The organism is Streptomyces sp. NPDC101393 (assembly GCF_044767385.1).
Taxonomy (GTDB): Bacteria; Actinomycetota; Actinomycetes; order Streptomycetales; family Streptomycetaceae; genus Streptomyces.
This window is the reverse complement of the sequence record NZ_JBIWNU010000009.1, coordinates 167,066-191,289: the sequence shown is the minus strand read 5'-3', so window position 1 is coordinate 191,289 and position 24,224 is coordinate 167,066. Positions and strand designations below refer to the sequence as shown.

Here is a 24,224-nt window from a genome sequence, read left to right as displayed (position 1 = left end):
GCCCTGTCGTCCCGGCCGGGCACACCTCGCCCGGCAAGCGGCCGGGCCCGCACGCGGCACCGTAGCAGCGCCGCGGCGGGCCCGGCCGTTATTTGTCCAGGCGTGAGGACCCTCGCCCTCGGGGGCCTCACGGCGCTTAGCGTCCGGTGGCATTCCACTACGGACGAATCCGGGAGGCCCTGTGCGGTCGATCGTCACACAATCCGCGATGTCCGGGCGGACCATCGCCACCGGTCTGGTGGTCAGTGCGCTCGTCGCCACCCTCGCCGCGCTGCTGCTGCCGGTGCAGCTCTTCGGCGAGACCGCGTCGGCCGCTTCCAGCGCGCCGTCCTTCGACGACGACGGCGGCGGCACCGTGAACACCCGCTACGGGCCGCTGACCGCGCTGGACCGCGACTTCGTGCGCAAGGTCCGGCTGGCCGGTCTGTGGGAGATGCCCGCGGGACGGCAGGCGCAGGAGCGCGGAACGACCGCTGCGGTGCGCACCGCGGGCAACCATCTCGTCGCCGGGCACACGGAGTTGGACCGGTTGGCGGTGAACGCCGGGCGGGCCCTGAACATCCCGCTGCCCAACCAGCCCAACGACGATCAGCAGAGTTGGCTGAGCCAGATGAACGCCGCCCAGGGCAAGGACTTCGCACCGGTCTTCGCCGAGCTGCTGCGCCGGGCGCACGGCAAGGTCTTCGCCCTGATCGCGCTGGTCCGGGACCAGACCGAGAACACGATGGTGCGCGCTCTGGCGACCCGGACCAACGCCGTCGTCCTGGACCACATCACGGTCCTGGAGAACACCGGGCAGGTCGACTTCGACACCCTCTATTCCAGCTGAACCCTCCGGAGCCACCTCCCCTCCCGGAACGCCGGATCACGCACCGCCGGCACACGGAACCACCGGCACACGGACAACCGGCACACGGAATCGACACCCCTCACATCGGATGAAGCGAAGTGATCTCATGAGGCAAAAGCAACAGGCCCATAAAAGGTCGCGTCTGACGAACAGAATGCTCGTCGCCGCAGCCGCGCTCCTGCTGGGCGGCGGCGGGCTGGCGGTGGTCGCCACCACGGCCCTGGCCGGCAACTCCGGCACGGACGCGGGCGCCGGCCACGCGCAGCACACCGTGGCGGCGGGCACCGTCTCCTGCCCCGATGTGGGCGAAGCGCTGAAGACGGTGCCGCGCGCGGCGCAGCTCCAGGTCTCCAAGGGCCTGGCCTCGCTGGACCGGCAGGTCGCCGACGCCTACGGGAAGATGACCGAGGGCGGCGGCAGCGAGGTGCTCGGCAAGCTGAAGCAGCAGCGGCAGCGGACGATCGGGACGATGTCGGACGCCATCGCCAAGAGCGCCGCACGCCCGTCGTATCTCGCGAAGTTGGCGGGCTGCAAGACCAAGCAGGACGATACGGCGCAGGCCTCGGCGAAGTCCGCGAACGGCTGGACCCAGTGGCAGGACGGGGGCCAGGGCGGGAGCCAGGACAGCGGCCAGGACCAGAACCAGGGCCAGGTCCAGGGGCAGGACGGCGGTCAGGACCAGAACCAGGGCCAGGACGGCGGGCAGGACGGCGGGCAGCAGGGTCAGCCCGGCGGCCCCTCCCCCGACGACTTCGCCGACATCACCTCCGTCCAGCCGAACGCCGGGCAGCCGCCGTTCGCCGCCCCGAACGGCGGCAACGCCTCGACCGGCACCTTCACCACCGAGTGCGGGGTCAACGAGGAGGGCCACTTCAACTCCGACAACGTGATCGTGACGCCGGGCGTCAGCAACGGCGCCCACCACACCCACGACTACGTCGGCAACACCGCCACCGACGCGTTCGCCAACGACCAGAAGCTGGCCGACTCCGACACCACCTGCAAGAACGGCGACCTGTCGACGCACTACTGGCCGGTGCTGCGCAAACTGGACGGGACCTCGGAGCACAAGCCGGGTGCCGGACACGACGGCAATGTCGGCTCGGTGCTGACCCCGGCCACGGTGACCCTGCAGTTCCGCGGCAGCCAGGCCGGCGACGTGCAGGCGATGCCGCGCTTCCTGAAGATCATCACCGGTGACGCGAAGGCGTTCACCAACGGCACGAAGAACGCCAACGCCTCCTGGAGCTGCGAGGGCTTCGAGAACCGGCAGCTGAAGGACAAGTACCCGATCTGCCCCGACGGCGCGGACGTGGTGCGTACCTTCGCGTTCCAGAACTGCTGGGACGGCCGGAGCATCGACAGCGGCAACCACCGCGACCACATGTCCTTCTCCGACCAGGCGGGCAACTGCCCGAACGGTTTCACGGCGGTGCCGCAGCTGGTGCAGCGGATCACCTACGACGTCCCCCAGGGCAACAGCTTCGCGGTGGACAGCTTCCCCGAGCAGCTGCACAAACCGGTGACCGACCACGGTGACTTCATCAACGTCATGCCGGACGACCTGATGAGCAAGGCCGTCAACTGCATCAACAGCGGCCAGACGTGCACCTGATGGGCCGGTGAGCCCCGGGGCGGGGCCCGTCACAGGGCTCCGCCCCTCCGGCACGCCCCGCCCCGCCCGGACAGCCGGGGCGGGGCGTGCCGGGCGTCCGGGCCCGCACCGGACACCCCGGGCCCCACCCAGGCCACCACACCGGGCACGCCGGCCGCCGGGGCCCGGAACCCCGGTCCCACGGGCCCCGGCACCGCCCTTCCGGGCACCGCCCCTCCGGGTGCACCGCCCTTCCGGACACGCCTCCCCCGGCAGCCGTCCCTCCCGGGCGCACCGCCCCCGGGCCCCCGCCCCTCCGGGCACACGAAAGCGGCGGCCCCGGAAAGGAATCCGGGGCCGCCGCTCTGCGCCGTGGACTGTCAGGTCCGGCGTCTCACAGGCCGTTCACCCGTGCCTCCCTGGCCATGCCGAGCGGGCGGATGGTGGAGGCGACGGCACGGGCACGGCGGCCGGCCCGCGCTCGGTAGCTTCGTACGTGTGCCATCAGGCGGCGGCTGCGCAGTGCCATCTCCAGCTCGAAACGGGTACGCGGGTCACGCAGTACCGGACCGAAGAGCTTCTCGATCTGGCGCAGGCGGTAGCGCACCGTCTGCGGGTGCACATGCAGCAGCTTCGCCGCCTCGGGCGCACCGCCGCCCTCCAGCCAGGCCAGCAGCGTGACTTCGAGGCGTTCGCTCTGCCGGGGGGTCAGCTCGTCCAGCGGGCCCAGCCAACGGGACGTCAGCGCGTCGGCCAGTGACTCGTCCTGGAGCAGCAGCAGCGCCGAGAGGTGGTCATCGACGAAGGCGGCCCGCGACTCCGGGCCGACCCTGCTGGGTGCCAGCGAGAGCAGATAGCGGGCCCAACGCAGCGACGACGCCGTGTCGGTGGCGGGGACGACGTGTCCGACCGCCGCGCTCCTTCCCTTGAGTGCCGCCTCCAGGCGGGCCCGGTTCTGGGTCTCCGGGTCGGGGACGAAGAGGCAGGTGTCGCCCTCGACCGTGCCGATGAGGGCATGGCCGAGTGCGGCGGCCAGTTGGGCGGCCTCCGCGGGGGTGGCGAGGACGACGGCCTGGAGGGTGTCGGGGACCGGCCAGCCGGCCGCGCGGGCCAACTCGGCCAGCCCTTCCTCCGGTTCGTCACGCTGCCCGGCAAGCACGTCGAACAGGTCCTGACGGGCCCTGGCGACGGGCATCGGGGTCACGACCGACGAAACGGCCGGGCGTTTACTTTCCGATGTTTTTTGGTACCCGAGAGATGTCAGCAGGGCCTGTTCAAGCGCCCATTGTGCCTCTTCTACGGGCGTATCCCCGAGAAGTGCTGACAATTGAGGAAATCCGCGTTGCAACTCCGCGACAACCTTCTCTGCGAGGTCCGGGAGTTCATTTCTCACTACACGGGTCCACTCACCTCGGGGACGCGACCAGATGCGGTTCAGGAGTTCACACATCGCTACCTCGATCCTGGCGGGATGCGGCTGGGGTACGGCCTGCGCCTGACTCGGCATCATCCGGAGTGACCCCGCGCGGCCGCGATGCCGGTGCAGGAATTTGTCACAGCGCGCTAAACCTTACGAAATCCCGAACAGGTTCGGAGATGCTTTTGCTCATCCGGATTACGGCCCTGAGTATCCGCCCGGTCACAGAATGTCGAGTGTTACCGGGGGTCACCCGAACAAAAGCCCCGGTGCAAATACCACCGCCGGGAGATTTCATCGAAATTCGCATCCCACACCCGTGCCCGCCACCCGGGAGGTTCGATGTCCGCACCGCGATTGCACAGCCGGCACGCACACCGCGCCCGGCCCTCGCCACCAACGCCCCGCCCGAGGCGCCCGCCACGCGAACCCGGTCGGCCGCCCGCCTCCCCGGCCGGCGGCCTCACCAGAACCGCCGTACTGCGCCCGGCACTTCCGGCCGCGCTGCTGCTCTTCCTCGCCGTCACCCTGCACTCCGGCGCGATGAACGCGACGGTGCGCTTCCTGGACTACGGGGCCGGGGTGCTGGCACTCGTCTCCCTGTCCGTCACGGTCCTGTGGGGGCTCGCCGCCACCGACCGCATGGTGCTGCACTCCGCGCACCGACTGCTCGCCCAGGCCGTCCACCGCGGCACCGCCATCGCCGGACTCGGCTTCCTCGGCCTGCACATCTGGGTCAAGGTCGCCGAGGGCCACACCGGCGCCGCGTCTGCCGCGATCCCCTTCACCGACGGGGCGCGGCCCTTCCTCATCGGCCTCGGCACCCTCGCCGCGTATGTCTTCCTCGCCGTCGCCGTGACCGGCGCGGTGCGCGGCATGTTCACCGGCCACACCGCGTCCCGCTGGTGGCGTGCGCTGCACATGAGCGCCTACGTCGCCTGGGCGCTGGCCCTCGTACACGGCCTCAAGTCCGGCAGGGAAGCCGCCGGCTGGGCGGTTGCCGGCTACGGCATCTGCCTCGCCGCGGTCGCCGTCCGGCTCGCACTGCGGTTGCGCGCAGCGCGGCGCACTTCAGGAGAACCCTCATGACCGCACCTGCCCCCACCCGCCTGCTGCCGGCCGTCCCGGAGTCCGAACCGGTACCGACGCTCGCGTCGTTGGGCCCGCCCCGGCTGCTGGCCGGGCTCGACGAGATGCCCCGCCTGGACCGGGTGGCGCATCTGGCCCGGCACGGCACCCCGCCCCGGATGTCCGCACAGGAACTGGTGGCGCTGGCCGAGGACACCGACCTGCGCGGCCGCGGCGGCGCCGGCTTCCCCTTCGCGCGCAAGCTCACCGCCGTCCTCGCCGGCACCCGGCGCGCCGACGGCAAATGCGCGGTGGTCGTCAACGGCAGCGAGGGCGAGCCCAGTTGCCTCAAGGACACGGCGCTGCTGCTGCACGTCCCGCACCTGGTGCTGGACGGCGCCCTGCTGGCCGCGGAGGCCCTGGGCGCCCAGGAGGTCGCGATCGGCGTGACCCGCCAGGACGTCGAGGACTCGGTGCGCCGCGCCATCGCCGAACGCGGCCCGGTGCGGCCGGCATTACGCGTCACCAAGCTGACCGAACGGTTCGTCACCGGCGAGGGCACCGCGCTGACCAACGGCCTGAACGGCGGGCCTGGCCTCCCCTCGGGCCGCAAGGTCCGCTCCAGCGAACGCGGCCTGAACGGCATCCCGACGCTGCTGTCCAACACCGAGACGTACGCCCAACTCGCCCTCGCAGCGCGGCTGGGCGCCCTCGGCTACCGCACCACGGGGCTGCCCGCCGAGCCCGGCACGCTGCTGCTGACCGTCTCCGGCAACCGCGTCGTGGAGGTCCCGTACGGCATTCCGCTCGCCCGGGTCCTCGCGCTGTGCGGGACCGACCCCGGCCAGGGCGTGATGCTCGGCGGCTACCACGGCACCTGGCTCTCCCCCGAGGACGCGGCGACCGCGACCCTCTCCCGCCAGGCCCTCGCGGAGCACGGCGCGGTGCTCGGCGCCGGCGCGGTCCTGCCGATGCCGCACGACACCTGCGTGGCGGGCGAGACCGTACGGGTCGCCCGCTGGATGGCCGGCGAGTCGGCCGGCCAGTGCGGCCCCTGCGTCCTGGGCCTGCCCGCCCTCGCCGATGCCCTCGCACAGGCCGTACGGGGCGGCGGCAGCGCCGCCCTGGACGTCGTCCGCACCCGCATGCGGGCCGTGCGCGGGCGCGGCGCCTGCAGCCACCCGGACGGCACCGCGCGCTTCGTCGACTCGGCCCTCACCGCCTTCCCCGAGGAGTTCGAGCGCCATGCGCACGGGTTCGGGTGCGGCCGCCCGGTGACCGGAGCCCTGCCGGTCACCGGGCACCTGCCGCCCACACCCACCGCCACACCGCCCCCGCCACCGCAGGAACGGCTGCTCGTCGACTGGACGCTGTGCCGCGGCCACGGCCTGTGCGCCGACCTGGTGCCCGGCATGGTGCGGCTCGGCCCGGACGGCTACCCCGAGTCGGCCAACATGCCGATGCCCGCCCGGATGCGGCGCCGCGCGCAGCTCGCCGTACGCCGCTGTCCCGCGCTGGCCCTACGCATCCAGGGCGGCAACTGACCACCGAGGGACGGTTTTTGGCTCCTGGGTGACAACTTCCCCGGGTTTTCCCCCGGCCTGAACGCGGGCCGCCCGGTACCGCGTATCCACCTCCGACAGCATCCGCAAACGCCACCACCCGACATGAGGAGAAAACATGATCACTCGACGTCGTGCGGGACTCGCGGCCGCGGCGGTCGCGACGCTGGCGCTCACCGCCGCCTGCGGCAGCAGCGACAACCAGAGCAACGGCATCCCCACCACCGACACCGTCCAGCCGGCCGGCCAGGGCACCAGCGACTACGGCTCCTCCGGCTCCTCCCAGGGCGACGAAGGGGCCTACGGTGGCCAGGCGGGCGGCGAGGACGGCAAGGCCGCCGGAGCGGGCCCCTCGGCCGGGAAGCTCGCCCTGCGCCAGGCCACCGAACTGGGCCCGGTCGTCACCGACTCCAAGGGCATGACCCTCTACCGCTTCGACAAGGACACCGCCAAGCCGCCCAAGTCGAACTGCTCGGGTGCCTGCGCCACCACCTGGCCGCCGGTCCCCTCCGACGGCGCCACGGCCCCCGCCGGCATCGCCAAGAGCGATCTGGGCTCGGTCACCCGCGCCGACGGCAGCAAGCAGCTCACCATCGCCGGCTGGCCCGCCTACCGCTACGCCAAGGACACCAAGGCCGGCGACACCAAGGGCCAGGGCGTCGGCGGCACCTGGAACGCGCTGGCCGCCGACGGCAAGAAGGCCACCGCGCAGCCGGCGACCGATGTGTCGGTGCTCAGCCAGCCCGACCTCGGCGAGATCCTCGTCGACGGCAAGAGCCGGACCTTGTACCGCTTCAACAAGGACAGCGCCTGGCCGATGAAGTTCGGCTGCAACGACGCCTGCCTGGACACCTGGAAGCCCGCCAAGCCGGCCGACCGCTCCAAGCTCTCCGAGGACATCCCTGCCAAGCTGATCACCACCGTCACCCGCCCCGACGGCGTGCGCCAACTGGCCGTCGACTGCTGGCCGGTCTACTGGTTCACCGGCGACAAGGAGCCCGGTGACATCAACGGCCAGGGCAAGATGGGCCTGTGGTTCGCGGTCTCCAAGGACGGCAAGAAGATCACGTCGACGCCGGCCGGCTGACCCCGTCCTGACGCGGGAACTCGTCCTCCAGCGCGAGCACCTCGGCATCCGGCCGCCCGTCCGCGCCGCGCGGCCCCAGCCAGGTGACGGCGAGCGCGACCACCACGTTCACGGCGAGCCCCAGGATCCCCGCGTTCATCCCCCAGAGCGGGTCATGGCCCCCGAACACCAGCACACACACCAGCGCGACGCCCACCACCAGGCCGCTCACCGCGGCATGCAGCGTCAGCCGCCGCCACACCAGCCCCAGCAGCAGCATCGGCACCAGCTGTGCCATGCCCTCGTACGAAATCAAGGACAGCCGGACGAGGGTGTTGGGGGCGGTGTAGGTCAGCAGCAGCGCCAGCGCCCCGGCGCCCACCACCACCAGTTGCGACCACAGCTTCTGCCGGTGCGCCAGCCGCGGGATCGCACCGAGCACGCTCCTCCCCCACATCGTGCCGATGACCAGCATGAAGACGGCCATCGGCACGATGGAGGAGAGGGCGGCGGCCACCCCGATCACCCCCACGGCCCAGGCCGGCAGGGAGTCCACCACCAGCTTGAACAGCGCGAGATTGGAGTCCGCGCCCACCAGCCCCGGCACCACGAACAGGGCGGCGAGCCCCAGCAGCATCGGCACGAACAACAGCACGTTGTAGAACGGGAGATACATCGCGTTGCGGCGCAGCGCATCGGCGCTGCGCGCCCCGAGATAGCCCGCCACGGTCGTCGGGAAGATCACCACGGTCAGGGAGTTGATGAGCGTCGTGGTGATGAACCAGCCCTGGCCCAGACCGCCGGACCCATGCCCCGGGAACGTCAGCCACTGCGGCTTCTCGGCGGTGATCCGGCCCAGGAAGTCCCCGTAGCCGTCGAAGTAGTGCAGCGGGACATAGACCGCGAGGAAGCCCAGCGTCACGATGACGAGGATGTCCTTGAGCACCGACACCCAGGCACTGCCGCGCAGCCCGCTGATCACCACGAAGGTGGTGGTGACCGCGAAGCCGAGGAAATAGGCCCAGTTGAGGCTGATCGCACCGTAGGAGATCGTCGAGACGACCACACCCATCCCGGTGATCTGCAACTGGATGTAGGGCAGCAGGCAGACGGTGGCGAGGATCGCGACGGTGGCGCCGAGCCAGGGCCGCCCGTAGCGGTGGGCGACCATGTCGGTGATGCCGACCAGGTTGTGCCGCCGGGCGTACGCCCACAGCATCGGACCGACGACATAGCCGATGGCGTACCCGCAGGACATGTAGGCGACGACATAGAGCACCGGGGCACCGAAGTTGTAGCCCCAGCCGGCCGCGCCGAGATAGCTGAACGACGTATAGCTCTCGCCGGCCATCAGCACCCAGATGAAGACGGTGCCCAGACTGCGGCCGCCCACCGACCACTCGGTGAGCCCCCCGCCCGAACCCCGGCCACGCACCGCGAGCAGGCCCAGGACGACGGTCAGCACCATGAAGGCACCGAAGACGGAGGTGGCGACGGTGGCGTTCATCCGCGCCCCCGCCTCAGGTCGGCGCGCCGCGCCAGCCACACCGCGACCGGCGTCAGCAGGGTCGCCAGCAGCATCCAGAAGAACAGGAACGGCAGCCCCAGCACGGTCGGCGTCACCCGGTTCACCAGCGGCAGCACCACCAGGAACAGCACGTAGGGCAGCAGCAGCCACAGCAGCGCCGGGCGCATTCGGGAACCGGCGGGCCGGCCACCGGCGGAGGGGTCTCGCGACGGGTTTCGCACGTCGCGAGAGCCTAGAGGACGGCGCGGGCCCGGTGGCGCGACTGTGTCGACCGTCTCAGCGCAGCCGTCCGCCGCGCGCTCAGCGCCGCTGCGCCGACCGCAGCACGCCCCACACCACCAGCCGGTAGGTGGAGGTGTATTCGGGCGTACAGGTCGTCAGCGTCAGATAGGCGCCGGGCGCGGTGAAGCCGTAGGAGGGGTGCACGCCGCTGTGCGGGATGCGGTCGATGACCGTGCCGTCGCCCGGTGTGGTCCGCGGCAGGATCCGCCGCACGACGTAGGTGTAGCGGGCCTCGGCGGTGTCGAGGGTGACGGTGTCCCCGGGCCGCAGCCGGTCGAGGCGGCGGAACGGCTCGCCGTGGGTGTTGCGGTGCCCGGCCAGCGCCACGTTGCCGGCGCCGCCGGGCTGCGCGGTCCGCGGATAGTGCCCGACATAGCCCCTGTTGAGGACCGCGGCCTTGCCGACGCCCTGCGCGACGGGCGCGGTGACGCCGATCCGCGGGATGCGCAGCACCGCGTACGCGAGGTCATGCGGCGGTGGGGCGGCGGCGCGAGGGGCGGGCGGCGCGGTCCTGGGCGGTCCGGCCCGCGGGGCCGCGGCGTCCGCCCGCTGCCGTTCGCCCTCATTGGGCCCGCTGTGCGGGGGCCCGCCCGGCCGCGGGCCGGGGTCGTCCCACTGCCGCTCCAGCCGGTCCACCTGCTCGCGGGCCGCGCCCTGCGCCTGACGGTTCGTCCACCACAGCTGGTGGACGACGAGCAGCATCAGCACGACGCCGCACGTCACGGCCAGTTCGGCGCCGGTCCACAGGGCGCGCGCCACCGGAGGGCGGCGCCCGCGCCGCCCCTGTACGACCACCGGTATCCGCTCCCGCCTCCGCACGCGGGCACCGTAAGCCCTGCGGGCCGAGGTCACCAGAGGCCGGGCGGCGGGACGATGCGGTGCGGGGGCGGCCGGGCGGCCGGTCAGCCGCCGAAGGCCTGCGAGACGGCGTAGATGCACAGTCCGGCGAGCGCACCGACGACCGTGCCGTTGATCCGGATGAACTGCAGGTCGCGTCCGATGTGCGCCTCGATCTTCTTCGAGGTGTCCTCGGCGTTCCAGCCGGCGACGGTCTCGGTGATCAGCGAGGTGATCTCGCCCTGGTACGTCGTCACCACGTAGACGGCCGCGCCCTCCAGCCAGCCGTCGACCTTGCCCTGCAGCCGCTCGTCGTGGGACAGCCGCTGCCCCAGGGACAGCAGCGCCGCCCGCACCCGCAGCCGCAGTTCGCTGTGCTCGTCCTCGGCGGCCGCCACGATCATCGCGCGGACGGAGCCCCAGGCCGAGGCGATCAGGTCCTGCACCTCGCCGCGGCCCAGCACCTCGGACTTCAGGCGCTCCACCTTGTCCCGGGTCTCGGTGTCGCTCTGCAGATCGCCGGCGAAGTCCTTCAGGAAGCGGTCGACCGCGCCGCGCGCCGGATGCTCGGGCATGTCCCGCATCTCGGTGACGAACCGCAGCAGCTCCTTGTAGACCCGGTCGCCGACCTTGCGGTCGACGAACCGCGGCGTCCAGCCGGGTGCGCCGCCGGAGACCGCGGTCATCACGGAGTCGCCGTGTGCGACCAGCCAGTCGTGGGCGCGGGCACACACCAGGTCCACCACCCGCCGGTGGCCGCCCTCGGCGACGACCCGCTCCAGCATCGAGCCGATGCCGGGCGCGACCTCCTGGGCGTCGGCGCGCCGGGTGATCGCCTCGCCGACGACGGCCTGGACGTCGGAGTCCCGCAGCACGGTGAGGGCACCGCGCAGCGCGGTGGAGAGTTCGGCGGTGACCCGGTCGGCATTCCGGGGGTCGGCAAGCCAGCCGCCGAGGCGCCGGCCGATGCCGACGGAGCGCAGCCGGCGGCGGACGACGTCACCGGAGAGGAAGTTCTCCCCGACGAAATCTCCCAGACTCTGCCCCAATTGGTCCTTTTTGGTGGGAATGATTGCGGTATGCGGGATCGGCAGCCCCAGCGGCCGCTTGAAGAGCGCGGTGACCGCGAACCAGTCGGCGAGCGCACCGACCATGCCGGCCTCCGCCGCGGCCGCGACGTACCCCGCCCAGCCGCCCGCACCGGACGATTTCGCCCAGGTCGCCAGCACATAGACCACCGCGACCCCCAGCAGCAGCGCCGTGGCCAGCGTCTTCATCCGCCGTACGCCACGCCGCTTCTCCTGGTCGGCGGCGCTGTAGCCGAACCCGCCACCCGGCGCGCCGCGCCCCACCGGCCCGGCGGCCGCCTCCGGCGCGCCCGTTTCCGGCGCCATCTCCGCGTTCGTACGTTCCATCCGCTCCACCGCTCCCACCGTGCCCGCCGTCCCGGCCCGCCATCGGTGCGACCGTGCCGCACCGCACACCCAACTGTGACCTACTCCTGGAACGAACAACGAGTTCCCCGCGTCCATGCATGGGGGCACATCGCCAGGGCGCCGGGCAGCCTCCACAACGTCCGTGGGATCATTGAGAAGCGATCGGACCGCAACGGTGCCGCTGATCATCCGCTGCCCTTGCCCGCCCGGAGCTGCATGCTCCGCTTGCCCCAGGAGACGCCTCCCGCATGAACAAAAGTGTGGGTTACGCCCTGCTCGCCGGACTGGCGGCAGTGGTGGTGCTGATCTCGACCGCGATATTCGTCGGCTTCGGCGGCGACCAGAGCGGTCCCGGCAGCTCCCCGCACAAGCCGCGCGACCCCGCGGCCCCCGCCGTCTCCGGACAGTGGGTCGGCACCTGGTCGGCGGCAGCGGCGGCGGCCGAGCCGGGCACCCTGGACGGCTACGCGGGCATGTCGATCCGCAACGTCGTGCACACCAGCGTCGGCGGCTCCAGCGCCCGCATCCAGCTCTCCAACCTCTACGGCACCCGCCCGCTGCCCGTCAGCCATGCCTCGATCGCGCTGGCCGCCGCGCCCAGCAACCCGACCGCCGCGGCCGGCAGCATGCGCCGGCTGTCCTTCGGCGGCCGGCCGGCCGTGTCCATCCCGGCGGGCGGCGCGGTCAGCAGCGACCCGGTCCGGCTGAACGTCCCGCACGACGCCGACCTCCTGGTCACCACCTACTCCCCGTCCCCTTCGGGCCCCGCCACCTACCACCCGTACGCCCGCCAGACCTCCTACCTGGCGCGCGGCGACCGGGCGGAGGACGCCACCGGCGCCGCCTACACCGAGCAGAGCCCCTACTGGCGCTACCTGACCGGCGTGGACGTCTGGAGCACCGAGGCGCGCGGCACGGTCGTCGCCATCGGCGACTCGATCACCGACGGCATCACCTCCACCGCGGGCGCCAACCACCGCTGGACGGACTTCCTGGCGGCGAGACTGCGCAACGAGCCCGGCGCCCCCCGCTACGGCGTCCTCAATCAGGGCATCAGCGGCAACCGCCTGCTCGTCAACGGCAGCCGCTTCTCCCCCAACAACGGACCGAGCGTGCTGTCCCGGCTGGACCGCGACGCGCTCGCCCGTACGGGTGTACGCGCGGTGGTCGTCGAGATCGGGCTGAACGACCTCTTCAAGTCGCCCCGCCAGCTCGATCCCCAGAAGATCGTCGCGGGCATGCGGCAGATCGTGAACGAGGCGCACGCCCGCGGGCTGCGCGTCACCGGCAGCACCCTGACCCCGTTCGGCGGCCACCGCGGCTACTCCGCACTGCTCAATTCCGTCCGCGAGCGGGTCAACCACATCATCCGCTCCGGGTCCGTCTACGACGAGGTCGTGGACTTCGACAAGGCGCTGCGCGACCCGGCGGCCCCCGTACGGCTGCGCCCCGTCTACGACTCCGGGGACCACCTGCACCCGAGCGACGAGGGCTTTCGCGCGATGGCCGAAGCGGTGAACCTCAAGCACCTCGCACGCTCGGCCCCCGCCTCGCTCTGACGCCTCACCGCACGGCGCCCGGCCACCCCTGCTCCGGAGGGGCTCCGGCGTCCTCGGCGACGGCCTTGCCGCACCCCTCGGCCCGGCACGCCCTTCCGGTGCCCGGCCTGGGTCCTCAGCCCAGTTCCTTGCGCGGCGGCTGCCCGTCGGCCGGCCTCCGCCCCTCGCGTTCCGCCTCCAGCCGCTGCCGCTCCGCCTTCGTCGCCCTGCGCTTGGTGCCCACCCCGCCCCACAGCGCGAAACCGGTCACCTTGACCGCCGGGGCGCCCTCGTCGCCGGTGCCGTCCTCCGTACGGTCGAAGCCGCCCATCAGCCCGAAACCGGTGACCCTGACCTGGACGCCGGGCGGCACCACGACCTCCATCCCGCCCATCAGCGCGAAACAGCGGATGGTGATCTCGGCCGCCTCGAACCGCGCGTCCCGCAGGTCGATCTTGCCGCCGCCCTGGAACACCACCGCCGTGAACGCCCGCGGCGCCGTCCACCGCCCGCTGCGCAGGAACCCGCCCCACATCGCGAACGCGCCCCGCGAGGTGGCCGCACCGCCGATCCGCTCGGACCAGCGCGCCGGGGCGCCCGCGGAGCCAGGCCGCACGGCGGGCGCCGAACTTCCCGACGCGCCGGGCAGGTCGGCGGTCAGCGGCGCCAACTCGCCGTACGTACGCGCCCGGTAGGTGCTCTCCAGCCGCTCCTCGAACTCCTCCATGGCGAGCCGCCCCTCGGCGAGGGCGTCCCGCAGCACCTCGGCCACCCGCTCACGGTCGGAGTCGGAAGCACGCAACTCGGGGCGTTCGTCAGTCATGCGGCCAGATTACGGCGCGCCGGGCGACCCGGGCGGATCTTCGCCCCCGGGGAGGCGTCCCGGCCTGCCGCCGGACGCCGGCCGCCGCCCCCGCCGCGTACCACAACCGCCCGGCCCGGCTCCGCCGCCGGGCCGCCGGATACCCGCCTCCGGCCGCCCGGACCTGGGCCGCTCCGCTCTCCTCCGCCCGGCCTCCGTCACCTTTCCGGGTGAGCCGCCGACGCCCGTTCGCCGGTCACGGCGCGGTCACAGGTGCGCGCCACCTCCCGCGGCCGTGCCGCAGGATGCGACAGTTTCGTAGCGGCGGCACGACGCCCGCCCGCCGCGGCACAACCTTCGGCGGTGGTCTAGGAGTCCCTACAGACATGAGCGACGATCCGCAGCACGACGGCCCGGAGCACCCCGGCCCCCAGCGGTGGGGCCCGCGTCCCGCCCTGCCGTCGGCGGGCGGTCAGGGCGGGAAGTCCCGCCCCCGGCGGACCGGCTGGCGCCGTGTCATCCCCACCTGGCGCATGGTGCTCGGCGCCGTGCTGCTGCTCGGGCTGATCGTCGTGGGCGGCCTGGTCGCCGGATATCTGCTGGTGGACATCCCGCCGGCCAACAGCGCCGCCAAGGCCCAGAGCAACGTCTACCTCTACTCCGACGGCTCGGAGCTGGCCCGCGAGGGCGAGGTCAACCGCGAGAACGTCTCCCTCGGCCAGATCCCCAGGCCCGTCCAGCACACCGTATTGGCGGCCGAGGACCGCGACTTCTACTCCGAGTCGGCCGTCGACCCCGCCGCGATGGTCCGGGCCGCGTGGAACACCCTCACCGGCAAGGGCAAGCAGTCCGGCTCCACCATCACCCAGCAGTACGTCAAGAACTACTACCTCGGCCAGGAACAGACCGTCACCCGTAAGGCCAAGGAGTTCTTCATCGCGATCAAGCTGGACCGCGAGGTGAGCAAGGACGACATCCTGGAGGGCTACCTCAACTCCAGCTACTACGGCCGCAACGCCTACGGCATCCAGGCCGCCGCCCAGGCCTACTACGGCAAGAGCTCCGAGAAGCTCACCACCGCCGAGGGCGCCTACCTCGCCACCCTCCTCAACGCCCCCAGCACGTTCGACATCATCGCCCACCCCGAGAACAAGGCACAGGCGAAGGCACGTTGGGACTACGTGCTGGACGGCATGGTGAAGAAGAAGTGGCTGAGCCCGTCCGACCGGGCCGCGATGAAGTTCCCCGCCCCGCATCCCGCGAAGGCCCCCACCGGCCTGTCCGGCCAGCGCGGCTATCTCGTCACGGCCGTCAAGGACTACCTGACCGGCAACCACATCATCGACGAGGACACCCTCCAGGCCGGCGGCTACCGCATCACCACCACCATCGACAAGGACCGCCAGGACGCCTTCGTCGACGCCGTCGACAACCGCCTGATGGACGAGCTGGACGACTCCCGGAAGGTCGACGGCTACGTCCGGGCGGGCGGCGCCTCCATCGACCCCGAAACCGGCCGGGTCGTCGCGATGTACGGCGGCATCGACTACGCCAAGCAGTACGTCAACGGCGCCACCCGCACCGACTACCAGGTCGGCTCCGTCTTCAAGCCGATCGTCTTCGCCTCCGCCGTCGCCAACGACTCCACCACCCAGGACGGCCAACGCATCACCCCGAACACCCTCTACGACGGCACCAACAAGCGGATGACCGTCAGCGACGGCTCCCCCACCGGCTTCGCACCCGCCAACGAGGACGACCGCTCCTACGGCCCGATCACCGTCACCGAGGCCACCGACAAGTCCGTCAACTCCGTCTACGCCCAGATGGGCATCGACGTCGGCCCCGACACCGTCAAGAAGACCGCCGTCGACCTCGGCGTCCCCGCCGGCACCCCCTCCCTCGCCTCGTCCCAGGGCGCCATCTCCCTGGGCACCGCCACCCCCAGCGTCCTGGACATGACGCAGGTGTACGCGACCTTCGCCCACCACGGAAAGCAGCGGCCGCACACCCTCGTCGACAAGCTCTCCCGCAGCGGCGAGGACGTCGAACTCCCCGAACGCCCCGAGGGCACCGCCATCGAGCGGGAGGCCGCCGACACCACCACCTCGATCCTGCAGAGCGTCGTCGACGGCGGCACCGGCACCGCCGCCCAGGCCGCCGGGCGCCCCGCGGCGGGCAAGACCGGCACCGCCGAGAAGGACAAGGCCGCCTGGTTCGCCGGGTACACCCCCGACCTCGCCACCGTCGTCGCCGTACTCGGCCAGAACACGAAAACCAACGCCCAGGAGCCGCTCTACGGCGCCGCGGGACTGGCCCGCGTCAACGGCGGCGGCTTCCCCGCGGAGATCTGGGCCGACTACACCGCCGCCGCGCTGGAGGGCGAGCCGGTACGCGACTTCGACCTGGAGCTGGAGGCGGGCGCCGAACCGCCGCCGCCCGAGCCCACCGACACCGCCTCCGCACCGCCCACCGGCGACACCGGCACACCCACCACCGGCCCCACCCTGCCGCCCACCTCCGGCCCGCCGACCGGCTTCCCGACCGGACCGCCCACCGTGCCGCCGACGCCGACCTTCCCCACCGAGGAGCCGCCGACCGGCGAGCCCACGGAGGACTTCCCGACCGTGGGGCCGGGAGGAGAGGGCGACAACGCGGGATGGCGGCCGCGCGGGCTGCCGGGTTACTGACGCGCGGCCCCTCCGCCCCGCGGTCAGTGACCGGACGTCGCCTTGAGACCGACCACCGCCACCAGCAGCAGGCAGATGAAGAAGATCCGGGCCGCGGTGGCCGGCTCACCGAGCACCAGCATCCCCACCACCGCCGCACCGGCCGCCCCGATACCGACCCACACGCCGTAGGCCGTACCGATCGGCAGCGTCCGGGCCGCGTACGACAGCAGCATCATGCTGGCGACGATGCCCGCGCCGGTGAACACACTGGGCCACAGCCGGGTGAAACCGTCGGTGAACTTCATACCGATCGACCAGCCGACCTCCAGCAGACCGGCGATCGCAAGCAGGATCCATGCCATGACGGCACCTCCGTGAACGAGCTTCAACAGGGGTGCGTCGTCTTGTCATGACCCGGTACGGCGCGTCTCGTCGGGTTCTCTTCGAGGCTAGCAAAGGGCATGCAAAACGGGCGGTGACCTCGGTCACCGCCCGCCCGCTCACACCGTCAGGCCCAGCCGCCCCACAGCAACGGCGCCCGGAGGAGGCCCACAGCTGAGGCCACGGTCCGGGGCCTACCGCTTGCGAGATCTACCGCCTGCGAGATCTACCGCCTGCGAGGCCTACAGATACAGGCCCGTCGCGTCCTCCGCGCCCTCCAGCCGCTCCGCGGCCACCGCATGCAGATCGCGCTCCCGCATCAGCACATACGCCACCCCGCGGACCTCGACCTCGGCTCGGTCCTCGGGGTCGTACAGCACCCGGTCACCGACCTCGACCGTTCGTACGTTCTGCCCCACCGCGACCACTTCGGCCCAGGCCAGGCGGCGGCCCACCGCCGCGGTCGCCGGAATGACGATGCCGCCGGTCGACCGGCGCTCCCCCTCGGGAATGTCCGTCCGGACCAGCACACGGTCGTGCAGCATCCGGATCGGCAGCTTGTCGTGGGTGTCCTTGGAGTTATTCGGGCTCACGGCATGACCGTACCTGCCCGCGGACACCTGTCACGCACCGCGTACCGCGCCCGGCCGAGACCGGCGCAGGCGTTACCTGCGCCGCCCGGTGCGCAGCATCAGCAGGCTCACCACGGCCACACCGACCACGGCCACCGGAATGATCCGCTCCAGCCGCGGCGCCCCGTCCTCCGACACGAACTGGCCCCGCACGTCCGACACCGCACGATTGGCGGCCACATACGCCCGCCCGGCCGTACGGTCGACCGCGGCCGCCGCCTTCGCCTTCGCATCACCCATGATCGTCTTCGGGTGCAGCCGCACACCGATCTCGTCGAGCGTCACGGCGAGATCCTGCCGCCTGCGGGCGATGTCCGCCTCGATCTGCGCAGGGGTCCTGGCTTCCGACACCGCGCTGCCTCCGTCGTCTCGGGCCGATGCGTACGAGGACCGGGAAGGAGACCCCGTACGGAACCGGCCAACATGTCCGTGCCGATTCGTGATGGACAGTCTGTCAGCTCACACCCCCGCGCGCCCCACAGCACCCCCGTTTCGCGCGGCCGCGCCGCCCCCGGCACCGCCCCGCCGCCCCTCTGGCTAACCTCGGGCACACAGAACCCACCGCACCACCCCGCACAAGGAGAGCCATGAGCGAGCGACTGCAGACCGGCGACACCGCCCCCGCCTTCACCCTCCCCGACGCGGACGGCAAGCAGGTCTCACTCGCCGGCCACAAGGGCCGCAAGGTCATCGTCTACTTCTACCCGGCCGCCCTGACCCCCGGCTGCACCAAGCAGGCCTGCGACTTCACCGACAACCTCGACTTCCTCGCCGGACACGGCTACGACGTCATCGGCATCTCCCCCGACAAGCCCGAGAAGCTCGCCAAGTTCCGCGAGACGGAAGACCTCAAGGTCACGCTGCTCGGCGACCCGGACAAGGCCGTCCTGGAGGCGTACGGCGCCTTCGGCGAGAAGAAGCTCTACGGCAAGGTCGTCACGGGCGTCATCCGCTCCACCGTCATCGTCGACGAGGACGGCAAGGTCGAACGCGCCCTCTACAACGTCAAGGCCACCGGCCACGTCGCCAAGATCATCAAGGACCTGGGGCTGTAACGCAGGCGGGGCCGCCACGGGGCGAGCCGTACCGGGGACCGTGACGAGGGGACGGGCTTCGTGACGAGGGAGCGGACTTCGCCCCTCGTCACCACACCGCCCCCTCGCCACGTCACCGCCCCGCCGCCGGACGGCGCCGCCCGTTACGGGGCCCGCACCCCCTCCGCGACCGCCACCGCCCGGTCCGGCAACTCCAGCACGGCCTCGGCGCCGCCTTCCCCGGCCGAGCCGAAGTCCAGCCGCGCCCCCAGCACCTCCGCCTGCCCGGCCGCGATCGTCAGCCCCAGCCCGTGCCCGGTCCCGCGCTCCGGAGCCGCCGTACGGAACCGCCGCGGCCCCTCCGCGCACAACTCCGGCGGATAGCCGGGCCCGTGATCCCGCACCACGATCCGCGTACCCCGCACCACCACCTCGATCGGCGGCGCACCGTGCTTCGCCGCGTTCGCCAGCAGATTCACCAGCACCCGCTCCACCCGGCGCCGGTCCGTCTCCACGATCCGCGGCTCCCCCTCGACCCGTACGGACACCTCGGTGACACCCCGCTGCCGGCCCGCCCGCCGCACGATCCCGCGCACCAGCGACGGCAGTTCACAGGCATCCAGATCCGCCCGCTCCACCCCCGCGTCCAGCCGCGACACCTCCAGCAGGTCCTCCACCAGCCGCCGCATCGCCTGCGCCCGGTCCTGCACCATCTCCACCGCACGCTGCTGCGGCAGCAGCTCCGCCGCCGCCACCAGCCCCGCCACCGGCGTCCGCAGCTCGTGCGCCACATCCGCGGTGAACTCCCGCTCCGCTTCCACCCGCGCCGCCAACGACGTCGCCATGTGGTGCACGCTGCGCCCCAACTCGGCCACCTCGTCCCGGCCATGACTCGCCAGCGCATCCGCGTCCGGCGCCGCCCCCGCCGCGATCCGCCGCGCCGCCGCCGCACTCAGCCGCAGCCGCCGCGACAACCGCTGCGACACGAACCACGCCACCACCGCCATCAGCGCGACCGTGCCCACCCCGGCGATCAGCAGCGCCCGGTCCAGCGCCACCTGCGCCGGATCGTCATCCGGGAACGCCGCCGAGACCGACAGTGAACGGTCCGGCCCCCGCGCACCCCCGCCGACCCCCGTCGCCGCCCACACCCGCGGATCCTCACCACCGCTGATGTACGTCCCCGACTTGCCCGCGAACACCGCCTCCCGCAGCGGCGACGGCAGCGTCGCATCGTCCGGCTGCGCCCCCAGCGCCAGCGTCCCGTCCCGCTCGTAGATCTGCAGCGCGGAACTCAGCCGGTCGTCCTGATACGCGCGCGCCGACCGCTCCCGCTCCGCGTCCGCTATGTGATGCACCGCGAAACCGAGCACCACCACGGCCAGTGCCGTCATCCCCGAAATGGCCAGCGCGATCCGGCCTCGAATGCCCATCACGCGAGGTTGTACATCTCCGTGGTGTCACCCAGCGGCGTCGAGCCGTCGTACGTCACCTCAAGCCCCGTGAAGGCCCGGCCGCCGTCCACCGGCTTCGGCCCGTACAACCGGAACGTCGCGGGGAACCCCGCGTCCGTACCCGCCCCCGCGGCGGTCTTCTCGACCTGCACCATGCCCGTGCCCTCCGCCTCCTGCGAGCCGTACCGCTCCCAGGTGATCCCGGTCGCCACCATCCCCGAATCCGCACACGCCAGCGTGATCACCTGCGGCTTGATCTCCGGCCGTCCCATCCCGCAGTCCCGCACCCCGGGCAGGTCCCCGGACGGCTTCTCGGCCGACTTCACCTCCTGCGCCGCCGACGTCTTCGGCGCCGCGTCCACCGCCGACGCACGGTCCGTCGCGTGGCCGAAGAACCACACCCCGCCCGCCGCCAGCGCCGTCACCACCACGAACGCCACCAGGGCCGTGCGCCCACGGGCCCTGCGGGACCCCTCCCGGTCGGTCATCACGATCTCCTCCCGGGGCCACACCCCGTACCCCACCAGCACACCCGCACGCCGCCACGCCTCCGAAGGGGCCCGGCGGGCACCCGTGACGCGTCGGAGAAGAGCGAGGTCGACCGTCCCACTCTCCCGCCCCCTCGCTACAGGCTGATTGCCCGAACGCTGCGGGCACCGCGCGGCTGTGTACCAGTCCTGTAACAGGGGCCCGCACGCCTCTGGCGCGCCCCTTTGATCATGGTCCGGACGGCCCATCCGAGCGTGACGTACATCGCGATTTTCGGCCAGAGTGGTTTGATCCGCGCTCCACTGCGCAGGCGCACCTGTCGTATCCCCACCGCGCACCGCGCGCTGACCGACCGAGAGGACCGCCTCGTGCCGACCGGCAGCACCGAAGCAGATCACGCTTCCGAACAGGACCGTGAGGCGCAAAAGCGCCACCGGGCGCTCTTCCGTGCCGTCGCCCGCCGCAGGAATCCCAAACTGCGGCGCACCGACATCACGATCACCGACGAGAAGATCGTCAAGCGGGCCGTGAAGGCAGCCGCCCTCGGTAACGCCATGGAATGGTTCGACTTCGGGATCTACAGCTATCTCGCGGTCACCATCGGCCAGGTCTTCTTCCCTGGTGGGAGCGACACCACCAGGCTGCTGTCGTCCTTCGCGACCTTCGCCGTGGCCTTCCTGGTGCGGCCGCTCGGCGGTGCCTACTTCGGTCCTCTCGGTGACCGCATCGGCCGCAAGAAGGTCCTCGCCCTCACCATGATCATGATGGCGCTGGGCACCCTGTGCATCGGCCTGATTCCGTCCTACGCGCTGATCGGCTTCTGGTCCCCCGTCCTGCTGATCCTCCTGCGCCTCGTGCAGGGCTTCTCCACAGGCGGTGAGTACGGCGGCGCCTCCACCTTCATCGCCGAATACGCCCCCGACAAGAAGCGCGGCTACTTCGGCAGCTTCCTGGAGATGGGCACCCTCATCGGCTACACCGGCGCCGCCGGCATCGTGCTGATCCTCAACACCGCGCTCAGCGACGACGCGATGCTCCACTGGGGCTGGCGCATCCCCTTCCTGATCGCGGGCCCGCTCGGCCTGGTCGGCCTCTACCTGCGGATGAAGCTCGACGAGACCCCCGCCTTCCAGAAGCTGGAAGCCTCCCAGACCCACGTCACCACGGGCTCCGCCACCGAGACCGAGAGCGAGTTCTCCCACCTGTCGGAGAACGCCCCGAAGAAGAAGATCGGCGAGATCTTCGCCCAGCAGTGGCCGACACTGATCCTCTGTATCGCCCTGGTCGGCGCGTACAACATCACCGACTACATGCTGCTGTCGTACATGCCGACGTACCTGACCGACACCCTCCACTACAACGAGGCGCACGGTCTGCTGATCCTGCTCGGCACCATGATCGCCCTGATGTGCATCATCAGCAGCATCGGCAAGCTCAACGACCACTTCGGCCGCAAGCCGCTGCTGATGGCCGGCATGCTCGGCTTCTTCGTCGTCGCCATCCCCGCCTTCCTCCTGGTCAAGCAGGGCAGCGTGGGCGCGGTCATCGCCGGTATGGCCCTGCTCGGGCTCTCCCTGGTCTGCCTGCTGGGCACCATGTCCGCGGCCCTGCCCGCGCTCTTCCCCACCAACGTCCGCTACGGCTCGCTGTCCATCGGCTACAACCTGGCGGTCTCCATCTTCGGCGGCACCACCCCCCTGGTGATCACCGCCCTGATGGACGTCTTCAACGGCAACGTCATGGTCCCCGCGTACTACACGATGGGCGCCGCCCTCGTCGGCGTCATCGCCGTCGCCTGCATGAAGGAAACCGCTCAGCAGCCCCTGGAGGGCTCCCCGCCCTCGGTCGCCACCAAGGAGGAAGCGGTCGAAATGGTCACCGCCCAGACCACGGAACCCCGCTTCTGAGCCGCCCCTCCTCACACACCACCCCCACGGGCCCCGGGAATCCCTTCCCCGGGGCCCGTCCCCTTTCCCGCCCCTGCGCGCCCCCTCGGCCGTAACCGACCGCACGTTCGATCGTTGAGACGTTCGAGAGGGCACGCGGGGGCGGGCCCGGCACACGGGACGGGGGAGCAATCATGCCGCTCAGATACCCACGCGAACAGCTCGCGGAGGCGGCTCGGGGTGCGGCGTCAATGGACGACGCCGTGCGCCTATTGGGCGGGGCCCCGACACCAGGCCGCAGGCGCTATCTACGCGCCAGAATGGCCGCCGAAGGCATCGACATCTCCCACCTCGCCCCGGATGCCGTACGCCATACCGAGGCCAGGCTCCGCGAACTGGTGGCCCGCTCGCACAGCATCGCCGAGGTCGTACGCCGGCTCGGCATCCATCCGGTCGGCGGCAACCACGCCCATATCGGCCGCCGCATCGCCGCACTGGGCATCGACACCTCCCATTTCGCCGCCCGGCCACGCCGCGGGCCGAAGGCCCCGCTCGGCGAGCGCCTGGTGCTGGGGTCGCCGTCCGACGGCAGGATCAAGGGAAGCCGGCTCAGGAAGGAACTCCTGCGGCAAGGGGTCCCCGAGCGATGCGCGACCTGCGGCACAGGACCGGAATGGAACGGCCGGCCGTTGCGCCTCGATGTGGACCATCTCAACGGCGACTGGTGGGACAACCGCCCGGAGAACTTACAGCTCCTGTGCCCCAACTGCCATGCGGTGACCGACACTTACCGCGGCCGCAAGCCGCGGCGGAAGTGAGGACGCTGTGCCCGGACGCGCCCGCTACACCCGCGAGCTGCTGACCCGCACGGCAGCCGTCTCCACCGGGCTGGTCGACATGCTGCGCCGACTCGGCACTCCCGTGGGCAGCGGTTCGTGCCGATACCTGCGCACCCGCTTGCAGCACTACGGCATCAGCACCGCGCATTTCGCCGACGAGCCGCTCCCACCCCTCCAGCGCCGTTCGTACACAGAAGCCGTGCTGGCAAAAGCCGCCCCGCAATGTCGCAGCATCCGGGAAATGCTGGACCACCTGGCGGTTCCGCCGTACGACAGTGCGTACGCCCATCTGCGCAAGAAGCTGGACCAATACGGCATCGACACCACGCACTTCACGACCCGTGAGGGCGGATCCGTGCTGCTCGGCCGCGACGAACTCGCCCAGGCCGTGGCCGTCTCGGAGAGCGTCGCCGGAGTCGTCAGGTGCCTGGCACGAACCGGCACCCGTACCTCCCACCGGCCCGTGAAGCGCAGCATCGAGGCGTACGGCCTGTCGACCGCGCACTTCACCGGCCCGGGGCACCGACGCGGCCGGCCCTCCACCACCCGGAAGGCGGCGGCGGACATCCTGCAACGCCTTCCGCCAGGAGCACGCCGGACGAAGACCGCATTGCTGCGCCGCGCGCTGGATGACCGCGAGATGCCGCACCGCTGCCGCGCGTGCGGGATCGGGGAGACCTGGCAAGGCAAACGCCTCGTCCTGGAAATCGACCACATCAACGGCGACCGGCTGGACAACCGGATCACCAATCTGCGCTATCTGTGCCCGTCTTGCCACAGTCAGACGAGGACCTTCGCGGGACGATCCCCGAGAACAGCCGTCCAAGCGGTCGCCGGGAAGGGCCCGGTAGAGTAGC

At 71.7% G+C, this 24,224-nt stretch carries 22 protein-coding genes and 1 riboswitch; of the genes, 11 read left to right on the top strand and 11 right to left on the bottom strand.

Annotation, left to right across the window (positions count from 1 at the left end):
- The first annotated feature begins 208 nt into the window (after positions 1-208).
- Both ACIRQ7_RS28005 and ACIRQ7_RS28000 read left to right on the top strand, forming a co-directional pair.
- Entirely contained in the window at positions 209-829 is a 621-nt protein-coding gene (locus ACIRQ7_RS28005; RefSeq protein ID WP_404265426.1) for a DUF4142 domain-containing protein, read from the top strand.
- Between the two features lie 175 nt (positions 830-1,004).
- Complete coding sequence (locus ACIRQ7_RS28000; RefSeq protein WP_404265425.1) at positions 1,005-2,465, top strand: DUF1996 domain-containing protein; 1,461 nt, start codon at positions 1,005-1,007, stop codon at positions 2,463-2,465.
- A 373-nt stretch (positions 2,466-2,838) separates the two neighbouring features.
- On the opposite strand, the gene ACIRQ7_RS27995 is transcribed toward ACIRQ7_RS28000, so the two are convergent.
- A complete protein-coding gene (locus ACIRQ7_RS27995; RefSeq protein ID WP_401470340.1) occupies positions 2,839-3,639 on the bottom strand; it encodes a PucR family transcriptional regulator in 801 nt (266 codons plus the stop codon).
- A 564-nt stretch (positions 3,640-4,203) separates the two neighbouring features.
- Here ACIRQ7_RS27995 and ACIRQ7_RS27990 point away from each other — a divergent pair.
- The 3 genes from ACIRQ7_RS27990 to ACIRQ7_RS27980 all read left to right on the top strand — a co-directional run bounded on the left by ACIRQ7_RS27990 (position 4,204) and on the right by ACIRQ7_RS27980 (position 7,578).
- A complete protein-coding gene (locus ACIRQ7_RS27990; RefSeq protein WP_404265424.1) occupies positions 4,204-4,950 on the top strand; it encodes a hypothetical protein in 747 nt (248 codons plus the stop codon).
- On the top strand, positions 4,947-6,473 hold the full coding sequence (locus ACIRQ7_RS27985; protein WP_404265423.1) for an NADH-ubiquinone oxidoreductase-F iron-sulfur binding region domain-containing protein: 1,527 nt from the start codon (positions 4,947-4,949) through the stop codon (positions 6,471-6,473). The genes ACIRQ7_RS27990 and ACIRQ7_RS27985 overlap by 4 nt, the downstream gene beginning before the upstream one ends.
- A gap of 136 nt (positions 6,474-6,609) precedes the next feature.
- Positions 6,610-7,578, top strand: a complete 969-nt coding sequence (locus ACIRQ7_RS27980) for an SCO0930 family lipoprotein (RefSeq protein WP_404265422.1) — start codon at positions 6,610-6,612, stop codon at positions 7,576-7,578.
- On the opposite strand, the gene ACIRQ7_RS27975 is transcribed toward ACIRQ7_RS27980, so the two are convergent.
- The 4 genes from ACIRQ7_RS27975 to ACIRQ7_RS27960 all read right to left on the bottom strand — a co-directional run bounded on the left by ACIRQ7_RS27975 (position 7,556) and on the right by ACIRQ7_RS27960 (position 11,619).
- Positions 7,556-9,064: a sodium:solute symporter gene (locus tag ACIRQ7_RS27975; protein ID WP_404265421.1), complete on the bottom strand. Its 1,509-nt coding sequence runs from the start codon at positions 9,062-9,064 to the stop codon at positions 7,556-7,558. The two genes, ACIRQ7_RS27980 and ACIRQ7_RS27975, sit on opposite strands and share 23 nt — an antisense overlap.
- Positions 9,061-9,252, bottom strand: a complete 192-nt coding sequence (locus ACIRQ7_RS27970; protein ID WP_401470337.1) for a DUF3311 domain-containing protein — start codon at positions 9,250-9,252, stop codon at positions 9,061-9,063. The genes ACIRQ7_RS27975 and ACIRQ7_RS27970 overlap by 4 nt, the downstream gene beginning before the upstream one ends.
- Before the next feature lie 133 nt (positions 9,253-9,385).
- A complete protein-coding gene (locus ACIRQ7_RS27965) occupies positions 9,386-10,090 on the bottom strand; it encodes a class E sortase (protein ID WP_404265624.1) in 705 nt (234 codons plus the stop codon).
- Positions 10,091-10,269: 179 nt separating this feature from the next.
- Positions 10,270-11,619, bottom strand: coding sequence for a DUF445 domain-containing protein (locus ACIRQ7_RS27960; protein WP_404265420.1), 1,350 nt, complete (start codon positions 11,617-11,619; stop codon positions 10,270-10,272).
- Positions 11,620-11,888: 269 nt separating this feature from the next.
- On the opposite strand from ACIRQ7_RS27960, the gene ACIRQ7_RS27955 reads away from it, so the two are divergent.
- Positions 11,889-13,199, top strand: coding sequence for an SGNH/GDSL hydrolase family protein (locus tag ACIRQ7_RS27955; RefSeq protein ID WP_404265419.1), 1,311 nt, complete (start codon positions 11,889-11,891; stop codon positions 13,197-13,199).
- A gap of 115 nt (positions 13,200-13,314) precedes the next feature.
- Here the strand turns inward: ACIRQ7_RS27955 and ACIRQ7_RS27950 are convergent, their stop codons facing one another.
- Positions 13,315-14,001, bottom strand: a complete 687-nt coding sequence (locus tag ACIRQ7_RS27950; protein WP_404265418.1) for a DUF1707 domain-containing protein — start codon at positions 13,999-14,001, stop codon at positions 13,315-13,317.
- 365 nt (positions 14,002-14,366) lie between these two features.
- Between ACIRQ7_RS27950 and ACIRQ7_RS27945 the strand changes: the two genes are divergently transcribed.
- The gene (locus tag ACIRQ7_RS27945; RefSeq protein WP_404265417.1) at positions 14,367-16,670 is read left to right on the top strand and encodes a transglycosylase domain-containing protein; all 2,304 of its coding nucleotides are present in this window, start codon (positions 14,367-14,369) and stop codon (positions 16,668-16,670) included.
- A gap of 23 nt (positions 16,671-16,693) precedes the next feature.
- On the opposite strand, the gene ACIRQ7_RS27940 is transcribed toward ACIRQ7_RS27945, so the two are convergent.
- The 3 genes from ACIRQ7_RS27940 to ACIRQ7_RS27930 form a co-directional block, all read right to left on the bottom strand.
- Positions 16,694-17,014, bottom strand: coding sequence for a DMT family transporter (locus ACIRQ7_RS27940; protein ID WP_401469662.1), 321 nt, complete (start codon positions 17,012-17,014; stop codon positions 16,694-16,696).
- 31 nt (positions 17,015-17,045) lie between these two features.
- A riboswitch (guanidine-III (ykkC-III) riboswitch) is annotated at positions 17,046-17,117 on the bottom strand.
- Positions 17,118-17,275: 158 nt separating this feature from the next.
- Positions 17,276-17,578 carry a co-chaperone GroES gene (locus ACIRQ7_RS27935; protein ID WP_260639972.1) on the bottom strand — a complete coding sequence of 101 codons (303 nt, stop codon included), beginning with the start codon at positions 17,576-17,578 and terminating at the stop codon, positions 17,276-17,278.
- Positions 17,579-17,698: 120 nt separating this feature from the next.
- Positions 17,699-18,016 carry a DUF3618 domain-containing protein gene (locus ACIRQ7_RS27930; protein ID WP_401469659.1) on the bottom strand — a complete coding sequence of 106 codons (318 nt, stop codon included), beginning with the start codon at positions 18,014-18,016 and terminating at the stop codon, positions 17,699-17,701.
- Between the two features lie 236 nt (positions 18,017-18,252).
- On the opposite strand from ACIRQ7_RS27930, the gene bcp reads away from it, so the two are divergent.
- Positions 18,253-18,720: a thioredoxin-dependent thiol peroxidase gene (gene bcp / locus ACIRQ7_RS27925; protein WP_404265416.1), complete on the top strand. Its 468-nt coding sequence runs from the start codon at positions 18,253-18,255 to the stop codon at positions 18,718-18,720.
- A 143-nt stretch (positions 18,721-18,863) separates the two neighbouring features.
- On the opposite strand, the gene ACIRQ7_RS27920 is transcribed toward bcp, so the two are convergent.
- Together ACIRQ7_RS27920 and ACIRQ7_RS27915 are read right to left on the bottom strand one after the other, a co-directional pair.
- Positions 18,864-20,132 carry a sensor histidine kinase gene (locus tag ACIRQ7_RS27920; protein ID WP_404265415.1) on the bottom strand — a complete coding sequence of 423 codons (1,269 nt, stop codon included), beginning with the start codon at positions 20,130-20,132 and terminating at the stop codon, positions 18,864-18,866.
- Positions 20,132-20,641 carry a hypothetical protein gene (locus ACIRQ7_RS27915; protein WP_401469650.1) on the bottom strand — a complete coding sequence of 170 codons (510 nt, stop codon included), beginning with the start codon at positions 20,639-20,641 and terminating at the stop codon, positions 20,132-20,134. Before ACIRQ7_RS27915 ends, ACIRQ7_RS27920 begins: the two co-directional genes overlap by 1 nt.
- Before the next feature lie 369 nt (positions 20,642-21,010).
- On the opposite strand from ACIRQ7_RS27915, the gene ACIRQ7_RS27910 reads away from it, so the two are divergent.
- The 3 genes from ACIRQ7_RS27910 to ACIRQ7_RS27900 all read left to right on the top strand — a co-directional run bounded on the left by ACIRQ7_RS27910 (position 21,011) and on the right by ACIRQ7_RS27900 (position 24,223).
- Positions 21,011-22,549, top strand: a complete 1,539-nt coding sequence (locus tag ACIRQ7_RS27910; RefSeq protein WP_404265623.1) for an MFS transporter — start codon at positions 21,011-21,013, stop codon at positions 22,547-22,549.
- A gap of 299 nt (positions 22,550-22,848) precedes the next feature.
- Positions 22,849-23,346 (top strand): HNH endonuclease, encoded by a 498-nt coding sequence (locus ACIRQ7_RS27905; RefSeq protein ID WP_404265414.1) that lies wholly within the window; start codon positions 22,849-22,851, stop codon positions 23,344-23,346.
- A gap of 7 nt (positions 23,347-23,353) precedes the next feature.
- Positions 23,354-24,223: an HNH endonuclease signature motif containing protein gene (locus tag ACIRQ7_RS27900; RefSeq protein ID WP_404265413.1), complete on the top strand. Its 870-nt coding sequence runs from the start codon at positions 23,354-23,356 to the stop codon at positions 24,221-24,223.
- Position 24,224: the final 1 nt, after the last annotated feature.